The organism is Sulfitobacter sp. SH24 (assembly GCF_965641895.1).
Classification (GTDB): domain Bacteria; phylum Pseudomonadota; class Alphaproteobacteria; order Rhodobacterales; family Rhodobacteraceae; genus Sulfitobacter; species Sulfitobacter dubius.
On record NZ_OZ282575.1, the window covers coordinates 1,874,762 to 1,888,541 of the forward strand.

A 13,780-nucleotide genomic window follows, 5' to 3' on the forward strand; every position below is an offset into this window, starting at 1 on the left:
CCGGCCAGGTTTCATGATGCATGACACCACAAACGATGAGGGCCGGTACAGCGCCGGCCCCGCCCCGGCGCAGGCGAAGCACCGCACGTTGCCGAAGCCTCTGAGGGTCCTGAAGGTTGCCGACCTGATCTCGGTAACGGCGGCACGCATTGGGGCCGTGATGATCGTGGTGATCGCGGTGATCCTCGCTTACGAGGTGACGGCCCGCTACATCTTCCGTGCACCGACGCGGTGGACCTCCGACGTGGGCACCACGCTGATGATGTGGCTGACCTTCATCGCGATGGCCGAAACCCTGCGCACCAACGCCATGATCCGCATCACCGCGCTGGTCGGCAATGCCCGCCCCGCCATGCGCAAACTGAGCCAGGCCTTCACCCTGCTGGTGGTGGGCGGCTTCGCGGTCCTGGCCGTTTGGCTGTGCATCGGCGAGTTCATCGAGAGCGTCGCCACGGGCCGCCGCCAGCCCACCATGCTGCAGATGCCTGAATGGCTCGCCGAGGCGCCGATCATCGCGGGCTATGCCTGCCTCGCGCTGCAGGCGTTTGCCGATCTCGTCCGCCTGCCTTTCCGGCCGGCTCCCAGCTTCATATCGCACGAAGAGGCCGAGGTACACGGTCTGGCCGAGGAGGGCAAATGATCCCCGTCTACATCGTTTCCGTCCTGGTGCTACTGATGCTCACCGGCCTGCCCGTGGCTTTCTCGTTGGCGGCGCTCGGGACTGGCCTGATCGTACTCAAAGGCCTGCCCCTTGCGCTGATCCCCACCAACCTCTTTGGCTCACTGAACGACTTCGTGCTGCTCGCGGTGCCACTGTTTTTGCTGATGTCGAACATCCTGCTGCGCGGCGGCGTGGGCCGTGACCTGTTCCGCGCGGTTCAGAGCTGGGTCGGCCACTGGCCGGGCGGCATCGGCGTTTCGGCGTTGCTGTCTTGCGGCATTTTCTCGGCAATCTCCGGAAGCTCGGTCACCACGGCGGCCACCGTCGGCACCGTGGCCGTGCCTGAGATGACCAGCCGCGGCTACAAGCCCTCATTCACGCTGGGCCTTCTCGCAGCGGGTGGTACGCTTGGCATCCTCATCCCGCCTTCGATCCCGCTGATCGTCTACGGCGTGATCGCGGAAGAAAGCATCGGCAAGCTGTTCTTGGCAGGTGTCGGCCCGGGCATCCTGCTGATCACCGTCTTCGCGATCTACACCATTCTGGTTTCGGCCTTCGGAAGCCAGGCAGAAGCAAGCCCCAAGTCGAGCTGGTCTGAGCGCATGGCCGCCACCTCGCGCGCCTTCCCCACCATCCTGCTGGCCGTGGTCATGCTGGGCGGTATCTACGCAGGCGCATTCACCCCGACCGAGGCCTCGGCCATCGGCGCCACCATGGCGCTGCTGATCACCGTCGTGCAGCGCAGCCTGAGCTGGCAGGATTTCCTCCACGCGGTGAAGGACAGCGTCAAAACGACATCGGTGATCTTCCTGATTGTCGTGGGCGCCAAGATCTTCGGCAAAGCCATCACGCTCTACCAGCTGCCCGCGCAAATCGCGCAGGTGTTCGAGACTCACGTCCCCAGCCAGCTCGGATTCATCATTATCGTGTCGCTGATCCTGCTGTTCATTGGCCTCTTCCTCGAAAGCATGTCGATGCTGCTGATCATGGTGCCGGTGCTGCTACCGACAGTGCTGGGGCTCGGCCTCGACCCGATCTGGTTCGGCGTCTACTTCGTGCTGCTGATCGAGATCGCGCTGATCACACCGCCGGTGGGGCTCAACCTGTTCGTCATCCAGGCGATTGCAGGAACGCCCCTCTCGACCGTGGTCAAGGGCGTGCTGCCCTTCGTGCTGATGATGCTTGGCGTCGCAGTGCTGCTGGCGCTGTTCCCGCAGATCGCGCTTTGGCTGCCCGGAAAGCTTTGACGCACAGGCGACGAGACAACGGAAAAACCGGCCGGGAGCTTCGAGATATTCCAAATTGTAGGACACGGGCGACAGGAGACTGTTGCCCGTTTTTCGCTTCAGATCTTCATCAACCTTGAAGTTTGGCGCTCATAAAGATGGGTAGCAGCGCGACCCCCAAGAAAACCGCGCAATGCTGGCGGAAACTTGGGACTTAGGTCAATTTAGCTACGGAGTAGCTTCCCATAATGACCGCGGTGCCGCCGCAAAACATGGGAGTCCATGACCGGTAAGGCCAGTTCGGGGCGCCGACCGCGAATCTCCAATTAAGAATATTTGTATTTGAAACCAGTAGGAGCTCGAAGCGGAAATCGCGCTTCGAGTCCTTGGCACAGCTTACCTGCACCCCGAAGTGGAATAGGCGGTCGTAGGAGTGGCTTGATTCCTATTTCCCGGGTGTGCCGTCCCGCGGGTCAGGCACGAACCCATCGGCGTTGGGCATCACGACCTTAGGCATGGTTTCGGCATCGAGCACCGAATCCGGTTCATTAGAGGTGATACCCGCGCGCCCCAAGATAAAGGCGCTCACAGCATAAACCTCGTCGGCCGTCAGGGACCCGGGTGCGTGTAACGGCATCGCGCGATGCACATAGTCGAAGAGCGTCGAGCTATGAGGCCAATAGCTCTCTATCGTTTTAATGGGCTTGTCGCTCGCCAGACTGTCACGCCCCCCGATCAATTTCGGAGCACCGAGCTCTGAGATACCTTCCAAGTTTTCCCCATGACACGAAGAGCATTCGTACTCATAGATCTCCGCGCCCTCCGCGTAGGTTCCACTGCCTTCGGGAAACCCTCTCCCGTCTGGCATTGCGTCGATATCGATCGCAGCGACCTCCTCTTTGGATGCGGGTCTTCCAATACCAAACCGGTTTTTTTCAGGAGCCAGCCCGATGTTGCTTTCCGAACTTGAAACCGGGACGGGCTGAGGCGCGCGTTCACCGGTCTCTTCAATGATGTCGGGCAGTGCGGCGGACGTCCGGGTTTCAGAATTACTCTGGGCAAGAGCAATAGAGCCGGCCAAAGTCAGTCCCCCGATGAGCAGCAGTTTATGCGTGAACATTGGTCACCTCCCCGTCCTTTGCAATGTGCCAGCTTTGAATGGAATTCAGGTGGTAGACGGACTTGGTGCCGCGCACCTCAACCAACTCCTGAAGGGTTGGCTGGACCGAACCGGTGTCGTCGACAGCTCGGCTTTGAATGACAGCCTCTTCACCAGTCCAGGTCCAGGGCAGTCTGAACCGCGTGTGGCACTTGGGAAGGACCGGTCCTTCGAGCTTGGCTTCTTGCCAGGTCTTGCCGCCATTGACGGAGATCTCGACGCGCTTGATGGCGCCTCGGCCGGACCACGCCAATCCAGTGATCTCGTAGAAACCGGCCCGCGGCAGCTTCATCGCGCCAGAGGGAAAGGTGATAACTGATTTCGTGTCCATCTCCATACTGAATTGGCGCGCCGTGCCATCAGGCATGAGATCAGTGTATTTCGAGGTCTCTTCGCGGGTCATGAAGGGCTTGTCGCTTACTTCCAGGCGCCGCAACCACTTGATGTGCGTATTACCCTCGTAGCCCGGCAGCAAAAGCCGGAGCGGGTAGCCCTGCTCCGGCCGCAGCGCCTCGCCATTTTGCGCATAGGCAAGGATGGCGTCGTCCATGGCTTTGTCGATCGGCACCGAACGCGTCATGACTGCAGCATCTGCGCCCTCTGCGAGGATCCAGGTGGCATTGCCCTTGATGCCAGCCATCTCAAGCACCGTCGACAGGCGCACGCCGGTCCATTCGGAGGTCGATGTCAGGCCATGGGTCCCCTGCACTGTTTTCAGCGTTGGCTTGACCCATTCGGTAAGGCCGTTTCCCGAGCACTCGATGAAATGGATGCGGCTTACCGCGGGCAGTCGCTTGAGATCATCCATAGTGAAGCGCATGGGCTCATCGACCATACCGTGAAGGATCAACGAATGGGTTTCCGGGTCGATCGTGGGGATGCCACCGTGGTGGCGCTCGAAGTGTAGCCCTGAAGGCGTGATGATGCCGTGGCTTGACCCCAAGGGTGTCATCGACCAGCTGGAGTCCAAACTCGCTGTCGGGTAGCGCCAGCGCACTTCGTTCTCAAATTGCGAGCGGGAACCATAGCCACCATCTTCGAGAATGGTCCTGCCCTGCTCTTTTGTTGGATCGGGCTGAACGAAATAGTCATACGCACCGGGAGGGACCTCTGCCGCAGCGCGGCTGCCCACAAACGCGGCGCCGCCCATGGCCAGCCCGCCAGACAAGAGGCCGCGCCGGGACAACCCGTTGAACATGCCCTCCTTGCAGTCGCAATCTTCATCTTGGTCGGGGTTGAGTAGCTGGCTCTCTAATTCGACCAGGCTTTCGGCCATATGTCGTTCTGCCGGGCCATATCTGGAAGCCGGGAACCGGTCGTCATGCGTCATATCATCCCTCCCTGAAATAACATGTTCTCGAAGCGAAAAACGCTCCGTTTGGAAACATAATGCGAAGACTTAATTGCTATGGCAACTTATTTTCCCTCTTAGGGAGAAATTCCAGCACAGCACCCGCCCTCCCCAAACGCTGCAGAACGGCCCCCAGCACCAGGAGTTCATTCCAGGAAAAAGCGTGCCGATTTCTCTACAGACATGGGGCTCCTTCGCAGTAACCAGCGGTTTTTGCTGGACTGTTTTCGCTGGCTCCCCCAAGATGCAGCGGAATGCACACCGCGCCGGTTAGGCGCAGCCTCGCCGCAGCTATGATCCGATCGGAGAAAGGCGACTTTGAGCAGTCCAGAAACAACTATGAGGAAACCAGCAAGCGATTGGATAAGAACGCTCGGTCGCATGAAGCCTGGCTGAAGCAAAAGCATGTTCAGAAATCCAGAACCTCAAAGACGGGTTGGAGACGCACCTACGCCAGAGTTCCGTTTGGAAGAACGCAGGCAGGGCGACCAGTCCTTGGCACTTCATCATGCATTCTGCGTTGAAATATATTGTCGCTGTGGTGGCATTTCGTGTCGAAACCCCTGACCAAATTTTCGAAAGCCGCACATACAGCTTGGACAAGTATCAACTCTAATTTCGAGTTAATCTACGCCGATTGCGCGTTCAATAGGGTCCCCCGAGCTTCCAGGTGTCGGAGACAAGGTCGACGCCTACTGAAGGGCCCATCTCAGCCTTACCAAATACTTGATGCCGCCCATCGAATGCCCGCGATAGAGGCTTTCAAGCCTTCTACCGACAACAACTTTGCCCGATCGATAACTCTCTTCGGCTCAGACCATGGCGGTAGCGACCGCCTTACTCTGGTGAGCCATCCCCGCGCAGTGCAATTCGCATCGCCGCGGCGGCCGCGGCCAGTACATGTGCTGAAATCACATTAGCCGCCCATTCAGGCGATCTTGCCGCTATCGCAACGATGATTTCGCGGTGATGCTCCGCGCTGCGCAAAAGATTCACTTCCCCGTGAGGTAATAAGTCCGCGCTACAACACCGATGTCCACCGCAACAGAAATCACCGTCATCAGCCGCGGCGAACAGACCGCTTCATAGATCGTGCGGTGAAAGGCTTCATTGGCCACGGAAATGATCCGGTAGTCATCTGGGGACTTAGACGGGGTATACGCCAGCATCCGCTCGGCCAGCGTCTGAAGCTCGGCAATCTGCTCGGGCGAGGCCGGTTTGGCCGCGCGCCCCGCAGCATAGCTTTCCAGCCTACGCCGGATTTGAAAAAATCTCCTCCAGCTCGTCTTCGGGAAACTTCGCCACCCGGGTGCTGTAGCCCTTCCCCCGCTCCACCAAGCCTTCATGGATCAAACGGTGATTTGCATCCCGCACCGGCGCTGTGCTAAACCCCAACTCCAGCGCCACGGCCTGTCCCGTTAGGCGTTGGCCTTGCACAGATCGCCTTTCAGAATTCTGCTGCGGATGGCTTTATAGGCAAGCACTGCCGCCCCAGGCTTTACTGCGTCATCCGGCATTAAGCATTGTCCGCCTAATCCAACTCCACCTCATCTCCCTTTGCCACCCGGGAAGGCCCTACGTTGTACACATAATGCGCAGTACCTGTATCGATCCGAGACCGCCCCTTTTAGACCCTCTCGTGCAAAAGGATACGGAACCTACAAGGCGCAACATAGTATTCAGGTAGTGTTTTAAGCCAACTCACGCCCGCCGCGTCTGTCACAGTTTTGTATTCATTCCACTCCCGAAAAAGAAACTTCTTTATATAAAAACCCGTTTCTTTGAAAAAAGGTATACCAAACTGTACGACCTTCTGGTTTGATGCTCCTCGGGAGATGGGGGGAGTCGGGACGTCTTTCCGATGCAGGAGAGGCGTCCAAGATCCTTTAAAAATACGTGTTTCGATCGCCAAGCGCGGTTGGATCTGGGGAGGAAGTCAGTGACAAAAGTCAAAACCCGGCAGGTGGCTGCATGATCGAGCCCACCCTCGTCGTGATTGTTCTGCTTGCGCTCATCGGAGCAGGGGCGCCTATCTTTCTCGCCTTGGGTACCAGCGGGCTTTTGGGGCTTTGGATGGCGCGCGGCCCTATCGCATTTTTCTTTGCACCCACCTCATTCTTCGGGCAGCTCAATTCCTTTGAGTTGATCGCTTTGCCGCTCTTCATTCTTATGGGCAATCTCTTGGGCGCCACCCCGGTGGGGGCTAATCTCTTCAAAGCCGCCGCGTTATGGCTGCAATGGCTCAAAGGGGGCTTGGCCATATCCACCGTGGGGGCCTCTGCCGTTTTTGGCGCAGTCTCCGGCGTCTCTGTCGCCGGCGTGGCGGCCGTGGGCTCGATTGCGGTGCCGCAAATGCTCGCGCGGGGCTATTCAGAGCGTCTGGCCGCCGGATCGGTCGCCTCCTCTGGCGCCCTGGCCATGCTCATCCCGCCTTCGGTGCCTTTCATTATCTACGGGGCCGTCTCAGGCGTCTCCGTGGGCGCGCTTTTTGTGGGCGGCATTGTGCCCGGCATCGCCTTGGCGCTGGCCTTGTCCCTCTACATCTATACCCGGGTCACACTGAACCCCGAAGAAGCGCCGCGCGACACCGGCCCCAAACCTGCCCTGTCGGTCCGGTTTAAGGCTTTGGGCGGCATCTGGCACGCGCTTTTGCTGATCTTCATTGTGCTGGGGGCGATCTATTCTGGCTTTGCCACCCCGTCAGAAGCCGCCGCCTTTGGTGCGGCGGGGGCCTTTTTAATCGCCGCCGGTATCTTTCGGGTTTTGACGCTCAAGTCCACGATGCGGATTCTGGAAAACTCGGTCAAAGTCTCCGGCACCATCCTGCTGATCATTGGCTGTGCGCGCATTTTTGGCGATTATCTGAACCTGGTGCGGGTGCCTGAGCTTATCACCGAAGCCTTGGTCTCCACACCTTTACCGGATTGGACGATCCTGGTGATCTTGATGCTCGCGCTGATCATCTTGGGGATGCTGGTGGATGCGGTCTCGCTGATCGTTGTGACCACTCCGATCCTACTGCCGCTGATCGTGACCATGGGCTATGACCCGCTGTGGTTTGGCATCATATTGGTGATGAACCTTGAGATCGCGGTGGTCACCCCACCTGTGGGGCTGAACCTATATGCGCTGCGCGGGGTCTGCCCCATGCTGCGCATTGAGACAATCATTCGCTCGGTCTTGCCCTTTGTCGCCGTGCAATTCGTCGTTTTGATGATCTTTGTTCTGTTCCCGCAACTGAGCCTTTGGCTGCCCAGTCTGCTCTAACCAAAAACGCAAGCTCAACACTGGAGGAAAGACCCATGACCATTGACCGTAGAGAGTTTCTGCAATCGAGCGCCGCCCTATTTGGCGCAAGCCTGGCATTTGGCCTGAGCGCAGGGGCCGCCCTTGCAGAGACGAAGTTGACTGGCGTGTCCTACCTGCCGCCGAGCTACAAAGCTTTGTCTTATGGCTCTGCTGGCTTTGTGGAGCGGCTGAATGCCTCAGACGCGGTAACGGTCGACTATTACGACAGCGGCAAGCTGCTGAAAGCCGATGAACAGCTGCCCGCGCTGCGCGCGGGCTCCATCGATTTTATGTTCCACACTACAAGCTATGTGACCCGCTCGATCCCCATTCTGGGCATCACCGGTCTGCCGGGCGTGGTCGACGCACTTTATGAAAACCCCGATCGCCTCAAAAAGGGCAGCCCGCTGTTTAACTTTATCAACGAGCAACTGGCCGAAGAAGACCTCTATATGGTCTCGATGATGGGCAATATCCTTGAGCCAGAATACATCTGGTCGACCGAAGCGGCCCCGGTACGTTCACTGGACGATCTGGACGGCAAAAAACTGCGGGTTGTGAGCTTTGAAGCCACCAAAGTTGTCGAAGGCTTTGGCGCGGCGGCGGTGCGCATCCCCTCCTCGGAGCTCTATCTGGCCCTTCAGCGCAACACGGTGGATGCGGCCGTTGCCAATATCTCCACCGTGGTCGGCCGGTCGCTGCAAGAGCAGATCGACCATGTCTATAAACTGCCCATGACCTCCTTTGGCATCGGTCTTTTTGTCACCACCGACAAATGGGCCAGCATGGGGGAAGCTGAGAAAGCCGCCTTTGAAGAGGCCGCCATGTGGTTTGACGAACATGGGGCTGAGCACTCCAACAATTCCATCTACCCCGATGAATATTGGCCCATGATGGAAGAAGAAGGCATCGAGGTCATCGAGCCCAGCGAAGACGACATTGCCAAGCTCAATCAGTCCGCAGAAGACGTGCGTCAGGCGTGGATTGAAGAAGTGGGCAAAGACGTCGGCGAGCGCGCCATCGCGCTGGCCCTCGGCGAGGCGTCCTAACCCATGGTCGGCGCCGTCACGCGAGGGTTCTCCGGCATTGTCCGTGCGGCGCAGATCGGCGGGCAGATCGTGTTGGCCTTTATGGTCATCACGATCTGCTATGACGCGATCATGCGCTATGTCTTCACGGCGCCGACCTCCTGGTCTTTGGAGATCAACACCTTTTTAATTGTCTATGTCGCCTTGATGACCGCAGCCGATGTGCAGCGGACCAAGGACCATATCGCGATTTCATTTTTTTCAGACGCGATGGGCCCGCGCGTCCAGCGGGCTGGCCAGGCCCTGATTGGCCTGGCCGGCATGGGCTTTTGCGGCGTCATGGCCTGGCGCGGCGTGCTGATCACCGCACAATCATGGGAATATGGTGAACGGGTCTCCTCCAGCTTTGGCACCTATATGGTGTTTCCCTATGCGCTGTTGCCTTTGGGCTTTACCATGCTGGGGTTGCAGTTTTTCGCAGACCTTATGAATGCGATAACAGGCGCGGCGGGCAAGCAAGCGCGGGACTGACCCCCGCTCCACCTAACCCGCGCTGTGGCCCGAGCGAGCGGCGCGGTGCCTCTCGGGGCAGATCAGCGGTCTGCCTTTTGTTACACGGCCAGGCTGCGGCAGTCCTCCTCAGCATGCACGCGATTGTCTTTAGTCATAAGATTTAGCAATATCAATTACTTAAAAACCTTCATGCATCAGCCTGCATCAACTTTGAAGCTTCATGTCGAAGGTCTACACTTGTGAATGGCTGGATGGAAGGCCACCACTCTGCATCGAGAACGGCCGCAACTTCAAGGACCGGCCCCAACTTTCGGCGTTTGTAGAGGTCGGTGGTAGGGCTTCCGGCCTCAAAAAGTTGCCGCCTGGTCCGAGATGATATCTCAAAATGCCCCATAACTGCGCTGATCGCTGCATCGCTCACCCTCTCGTCGAGCCAGTCGGCGAATGTGCGTCTAATCGAATACCAATTTACGTTCCCTTGTTCGGTTGGTTCCAGCACTTTCCGCTTGATTTGATCCGACGTTCTGCCCGAATGCGCTCGCGCCACCAATCTCTGAATAATTTGCGTAAAATTACGAGCCCCTGCTGAGATCGGCCCGCCGCTTTCATGAATAAGAAAACCGTCTCCATGTGCTGCAATCAGTCTGCTCAAGATACGCTCCATAGGACCAGTAACCGGAATAATGGGGGTGCTCTTTCGCCTATTCGTCTCGACAAAACCTTCCCCCAGAAGATCAATAACACCAAGGTCAATGCGAACCTTCGTCCCCGTCATGTCCGCCACCGCACCGATCCGACCACCGCAACCAATGTCGAGAAGGAGAAGATCAAGAATGTGTGGCCGCCTACATGTATCGATCAGCAGGCCCAGTTCCTCGAAGGTGATGTATCGGCCTTTAGGATTACGATCTTCCGGCGCTGTGACCCCTGCGATGAAAGGGATCTTCGGCGGCTGATGAATCGTTAGATTGTCGCTTTGCGCAAGTTTGCAGGCCTCTACCGCGCTGCCGATAATGTCAGCGATAGTATTGGGGTGCAGCCGGGGCTTGCCCTCCGGCGTCAGGGTCTTTAGCTTCGACTTGGCATTCTTGGGACGGACCCGCCCCTCTTCCATACCCTTCACCAGCGCCCGAAGAGCACGTCCCATCTTGGACATCCTGACGTTCCAAAGATGCGGCTTGAAGTATAGCTCTCTACGGTTTTCCAAAAGACGAAAGCGTTCGGCCGCAAGCTGCTTCCGCTTGTCCTGCTCAAAGCCGAGCCAAATTTCACTGAACGTTGGATCATCGCCGCTGTCAGGTCGAATGGTCTCAGTGCGATCCAAGACGACCTTCATGCGCTCCCTTGCAAGCTTTCTTGCCTGTTCGAGAGTTGCCGCATGAAGGTGCTCCGCTCTAATTTTTTTCGCGTCAGGATCCCACCACCTCAAGTAGAGTGCGCACCGGTTCTCAGCTATGGTGAACCGACCGATTTTCTCAATTGTCTTCATGCATCAGTTACCCCGTGACTTTCTCACTGGATAACAACAACATCACCCAAAGAGCAAGTCGACCACGTCATGGTCGCGCGTCATAGCTGTTCGATACTTCGATTTCTGCGGCGGCGGCGGGGATGTCGTCACCGGTGTGCGACGAGCTTCAAGGTAAGCCTGCAAGTCCGGCAGCAAGTAACGGATACCCCCGTCTCGGATGTAAGCAATCTGGCCATCACGTCGGCGACGCTGCAGCGTTTTCGTGCTCAACCTCAGGTATTGGGCGGCTTCGGGTTCTGTCATGACTTCATTCATGAACAGGAGGTCAGAGCGAAGCGAAAAAGTCAGTATCGGTTTGATTGCAACTGCGGGTCTGACCGGCTCCTGTCGAAGGCCGCGTTTATAGGTATGCTCTGTTCAGCGTTTGGTGTTCGCCCGGCCGTTGGTGATACTCCCGCAGGTAAGTCCGTCGAGGCATGTGCGCGGGCAGTGATAGTTGTAGTAGTCGTGCCCTGTTACAATCACTTGGCGGGCATGGTGCAGGGGTGGGAACCGGTGCTCGTTCTGGCATTCGCCACGGAGCGCCCGTCAAAGCTCTCCACAAAGGCATTCTGCACAGGCTCACGGTTCACCTCCGCACCATCATCCAGGACTTGTGCGGTATCTGCGCTGCGGCAGGGCGCAGCACATTGGCCAGAGTATTCTCGATCATGCGTGGGCTCGATGGCGCCACCAGCCCTTCGGCGGGTAACAGCCTGAACTCCAACCCCTTGTGCTCCAAGTATGAGGAGTCGGAGATTACCAGCTTCCGGCGAATTGGGAGCAGTGATCAAGCTTGCAGGTTGTGAACGAACCCAATTAAGGTCCGTCGTATATTAGTGCGACTGCGTGCATTTTATTAGGAGGTGCACCCGCGCAACTAATTACGTCGCGGGAGTGACCGCAACGGCACATTGCATCAGTGTTATCGCGGGGTTGAGGAATGTCCGCGCTGTGCTGGGGTCTTTGGCTTAAACTGGCGCGGAACGCAGCGAGGCCACAGATCTCAGGGAGATCTCACGCTTGGCGTAGCCCTCTGCGCCCAACCTGCGCAAGTGCCGCATTCTGGGGGGCTTCCTGATGAACTTCTGCAAAGCGATGCAGCCCGGTGGCTGTCTTTGGAGTATCGAACATGATGTTCTCCATTCGGTGCCCGCGGCAGGATGCCCTGGGTTGCAAGATCGCAGAACACTCCTTTTCGAAATGCTCCATACAAAGCCCTCAGGCTTTCAATTCGGTTGAAATCGGGGCGGGCTTGGCTTTCTGCTGCCCTCACGAAAAGGGCGGCGGGAGACCCAGCCTGCATCAGGCTTTCCCAGATAGAACACTTCCCCCTATCCAGGACCATCTTCGCGCCCTCGGGCCCACCCAACGTGTTGTTTCTCTCTCGGCTTCTTGCAAACTCATCGCAATTCTCAGCTCGCTTGCCTTCCGCTGCTGATTCCGTTCCGGCCGCGCATTCTTCCTCGTGTTGTTCTTGATCCAGATCCAGGGCTGAAGTTTCAGGCCCAATATTCTGCTCTGCCTCAGCCTCACGGACCTGGCTACGCCCCTGTAGCGGACACGGACCTGTCCACGAACACCGCGGTTCTATTTCATCGAGCGATTTAGAGCTTTTCAGCGCGTAATACTTGCTTCTGCTAATACCGAGGGCACGCCAAGGCTCAGTTCGTGTAGCGTTGTTCCTAACAAGATATTCCTCCCTGGAAACTGCACCTATTTTTGCGCGTCTCTGCCTTTCGCGTGCGGCATTGCGGTGCTTCTTTTCTTCTTCAGGCATGATCTGCTTGAGATCGAGGTCACGAGCCATTTCTGCTGAAACATCGAGCTTCTCTGCAATCGTCGCACCTGAGTAGTAGTATCTTCCTTCGTTTCCAGGAGCACCTGTGGAAGCTGGATGTTTAGTTTTCTCGAGGGCATCATTTGCAATTGCAGTGGATTCACAAGGCTCAAGCCCGGGGGTGGCAATGGCCGCCATCGTCTTCACCTCCCTCTCAATGTCACCGACGTCATGCAGGTGAGTCAGGCAGGTGGCGTAGAGGTGCAGCCATGTATTGCGAAGACCTTCTTGGATGCGGCCACCATGAGCGCTCCTTATCGTCTCGAGGTCCGACAAGATGAGCTTGAAGCGCCGAGATTGCGTCAACCCCTCTGGCACCTTCTGCGGCGTAGTTTTCGGACCCCTTCTGGTTTTCTTCCTCTCATCAAACAGATACCGGCGCGGCCTCCCAACAGAATCGAAGAACTGATCCGCAAGGCAATCAAAACTGTGGCGGACGCCGGTCCCGCCGCTTACACGGACCTCCTTTCCCACCTTTTCATTGATGGTTCCAGGGATGCGGAACACACGCGAACTATCTTTGCAGTTTTTGTCCACGCCGAACGACGCGGAGATTTCGATAAGTGCATTCATGGCAGCTTGCCATCGTGGCCGCACTGCGGCTGGTATTTCTCGGATTAGCCAAATAGCCGCGAGACCACGACCTGATTGAGAAATAATCGAAGGCTGCGGAACATTTAAGCTCAGAAGCTTTGCAGCATATGCCGCCTGCACTTCATCTGGAGTTTTCCCCCGCCATTGCGGCGTGCTGAAGTAATCCAGATCGACGTAGAGAGCATTGAAGGCAGCGAGGGACTTGCCTCGGCGACCAAACCAGAATCTGTTGAGCGTCAAGTAACTGGTTTGATCAAGGAACGAAGGCATCTGGTTCAGCAGCGTATTCCGATCAAGCGAACGGGTCTCGACACAGCCGTTGGGCGATTTAATGAAAACTGCTGCACGGCCTCGACAGCCTCTTGGATGTAGCCGATTGAAGTAATCCTCAGCAGTGAGGTCTGAAATGTGGCTGGGCTGGGCGAATTCGCCGGGGGATACATGCTGCATCCCGGGGAATTATGTCCGTCAGGCAGTTCACAGAAAAAAATGCAGCGACAAATCTTAGCGGGTTACGGCCGGACATGCTTCAATACTCTTATGTGCCTTCACATATGGACGGACATAGAGCGGCGACATCAGCCGAGACGTAGTTCCTTTTAAGAAAAAA

At 57.3% G+C, this 13,780-nt stretch carries 12 protein-coding genes and 1 pseudogene; 5 read left to right on the forward strand and 8 right to left on the reverse strand.

Annotated features, from left to right (window positions below):
• Positions 1-13 precede the first annotated feature (13 nt).
• Together ACSQ16_RS11875 and ACSQ16_RS11880 are read left to right on the forward strand one after the other, a co-directional pair.
• Positions 14-640 carry a TRAP transporter small permease gene (locus ACSQ16_RS11875; protein WP_349581417.1) on the forward strand — a complete coding sequence of 209 codons (627 nt, stop codon included), beginning with the start codon at positions 14-16 and terminating at the stop codon, positions 638-640.
• Positions 637-1,908 carry a TRAP transporter large permease gene (locus tag ACSQ16_RS11880; RefSeq protein WP_349581415.1) on the forward strand — a complete coding sequence of 424 codons (1,272 nt, stop codon included), beginning with the start codon at positions 637-639 and terminating at the stop codon, positions 1,906-1,908. The genes ACSQ16_RS11875 and ACSQ16_RS11880 overlap by 4 nt, the downstream gene beginning before the upstream one ends.
• A 424-nt stretch (positions 1,909-2,332) precedes the next feature.
• Here the strand turns inward: ACSQ16_RS11880 and ACSQ16_RS11885 are convergent, their stop codons facing one another.
• From ACSQ16_RS11885 to ACSQ16_RS11900, 4 genes are all read right to left on the reverse strand, one after another.
• A complete protein-coding gene (locus ACSQ16_RS11885; protein WP_349581413.1) occupies positions 2,333-3,007 on the reverse strand; it encodes a c-type cytochrome in 675 nt (224 codons plus the stop codon).
• The gene (gene soxC, locus ACSQ16_RS11890) at positions 2,994-4,376 is read right to left on the reverse strand and encodes a sulfite dehydrogenase (protein ID WP_349581411.1); all 1,383 of its coding nucleotides are present in this window, start codon (positions 4,374-4,376) and stop codon (positions 2,994-2,996) included. The genes ACSQ16_RS11885 and soxC overlap by 14 nt, the downstream gene beginning before the upstream one ends.
• Positions 4,377-5,389: 1,013 nt before the next feature.
• A complete protein-coding gene (locus tag ACSQ16_RS11895) occupies positions 5,390-5,659 on the reverse strand; it encodes an FCD domain-containing protein (protein ID WP_435988797.1) in 270 nt (89 codons plus the stop codon).
• The gene (locus tag ACSQ16_RS11900; RefSeq protein WP_435988498.1) at positions 5,649-5,834 is read right to left on the reverse strand and encodes a GntR family transcriptional regulator; all 186 of its coding nucleotides are present in this window, start codon (positions 5,832-5,834) and stop codon (positions 5,649-5,651) included. The genes ACSQ16_RS11895 and ACSQ16_RS11900 overlap by 11 nt, the downstream gene beginning before the upstream one ends.
• Positions 5,835-6,368: 534 nt before the next feature.
• On the opposite strand from ACSQ16_RS11900, the gene ACSQ16_RS11905 reads away from it, so the two are divergent.
• The 3 genes from ACSQ16_RS11905 to ACSQ16_RS11915 are packed head-to-tail and all read left to right on the forward strand — an operon-like array spanning position 6,369 to position 9,244.
• Complete coding sequence (locus ACSQ16_RS11905) at positions 6,369-7,664, forward strand: TRAP transporter large permease (RefSeq protein ID WP_349581408.1); 1,296 nt, start codon at positions 6,369-6,371, stop codon at positions 7,662-7,664.
• Positions 7,665-7,699: 35 nt separating this feature from the next.
• Complete coding sequence (locus tag ACSQ16_RS11910) at positions 7,700-8,734, forward strand: TRAP transporter substrate-binding protein (RefSeq protein ID WP_435988499.1); 1,035 nt, start codon at positions 7,700-7,702, stop codon at positions 8,732-8,734.
• A gap of 3 nt (positions 8,735-8,737) precedes the next feature.
• Positions 8,738-9,244 carry a TRAP transporter small permease gene (locus tag ACSQ16_RS11915; RefSeq protein ID WP_349581406.1) on the forward strand — a complete coding sequence of 169 codons (507 nt, stop codon included), beginning with the start codon at positions 8,738-8,740 and terminating at the stop codon, positions 9,242-9,244.
• A gap of 169 nt (positions 9,245-9,413) precedes the next feature.
• Here ACSQ16_RS11915 and ACSQ16_RS11920 read toward each other — a convergent pair whose 3' ends face one another.
• The 4 genes and pseudogenes from ACSQ16_RS11920 to ACSQ16_RS11935 form a co-directional block, all read right to left on the reverse strand.
• Positions 9,414-10,715, reverse strand: a complete 1,302-nt coding sequence (locus ACSQ16_RS11920; protein WP_435988500.1) for a hypothetical protein — start codon at positions 10,713-10,715, stop codon at positions 9,414-9,416.
• 42 nt (positions 10,716-10,757) lie between these two features.
• Entirely contained in the window at positions 10,758-11,012 is a 255-nt protein-coding gene (locus ACSQ16_RS11925; protein ID WP_435988501.1) for a helix-turn-helix domain-containing protein, read from the reverse strand.
• Between the two features lie 203 nt (positions 11,013-11,215).
• Positions 11,216-11,317 (reverse strand): annotated as a pseudogene (locus tag ACSQ16_RS11930) (integrase core domain-containing protein); the annotation flags it as partial.
• 425 nt (positions 11,318-11,742) lie between these two features.
• Positions 11,743-13,620, reverse strand: a complete 1,878-nt coding sequence (locus ACSQ16_RS11935; protein ID WP_435988502.1) for a hypothetical protein — start codon at positions 13,618-13,620, stop codon at positions 11,743-11,745.
• Positions 13,621-13,780: the final 160 nt, after the last annotated feature.

Bases quoted from the DNA above. Each gene is read 5' to 3' on its own strand.
- ACSQ16_RS11875 (WP_349581417.1), top strand. From the start codon at position 14: ATGATGCATGACACCACAAACGATGAGGGCCGGTACAGCGCCGGCCCC.
- ACSQ16_RS11880 (WP_349581415.1), top strand. From the start codon at position 637: ATGATCCCCGTCTACATCGTTTCCGTCCTGGTGCTACTGATGCTCACC.
- ACSQ16_RS11885 (WP_349581413.1), bottom strand. From the start codon at position 3,007: ATGTTCACGCATAAACTGCTGCTCATCGGGGGACTGACTTTGGCCGGC.
- soxC (WP_349581411.1), bottom strand. From the start codon at position 4,376: ATGACGCATGACGACCGGTTCCCGGCTTCCAGATATGGCCCGGCAGAA.
- ACSQ16_RS11905 (WP_349581408.1), top strand. From the start codon at position 6,369: ATGATCGAGCCCACCCTCGTCGTGATTGTTCTGCTTGCGCTCATCGGA.
- ACSQ16_RS11910 (WP_435988499.1), top strand. From the start codon at position 7,700: ATGACCATTGACCGTAGAGAGTTTCTGCAATCGAGCGCCGCCCTATTT.
- ACSQ16_RS11915 (WP_349581406.1), top strand. From the start codon at position 8,738: ATGGTCGGCGCCGTCACGCGAGGGTTCTCCGGCATTGTCCGTGCGGCG.
- ACSQ16_RS11920 (WP_435988500.1), bottom strand. From the start codon at position 10,715: ATGAAGACAATTGAGAAAATCGGTCGGTTCACCATAGCTGAGAACCGG.
- ACSQ16_RS11925 (WP_435988501.1), bottom strand. From the start codon at position 11,012: ATGAATGAAGTCATGACAGAACCCGAAGCCGCCCAATACCTGAGGTTG.
- ACSQ16_RS11935 (WP_435988502.1), bottom strand. From the start codon at position 13,620: ATGCAGCATGTATCCCCCGGCGAATTCGCCCAGCCCAGCCACATTTCA.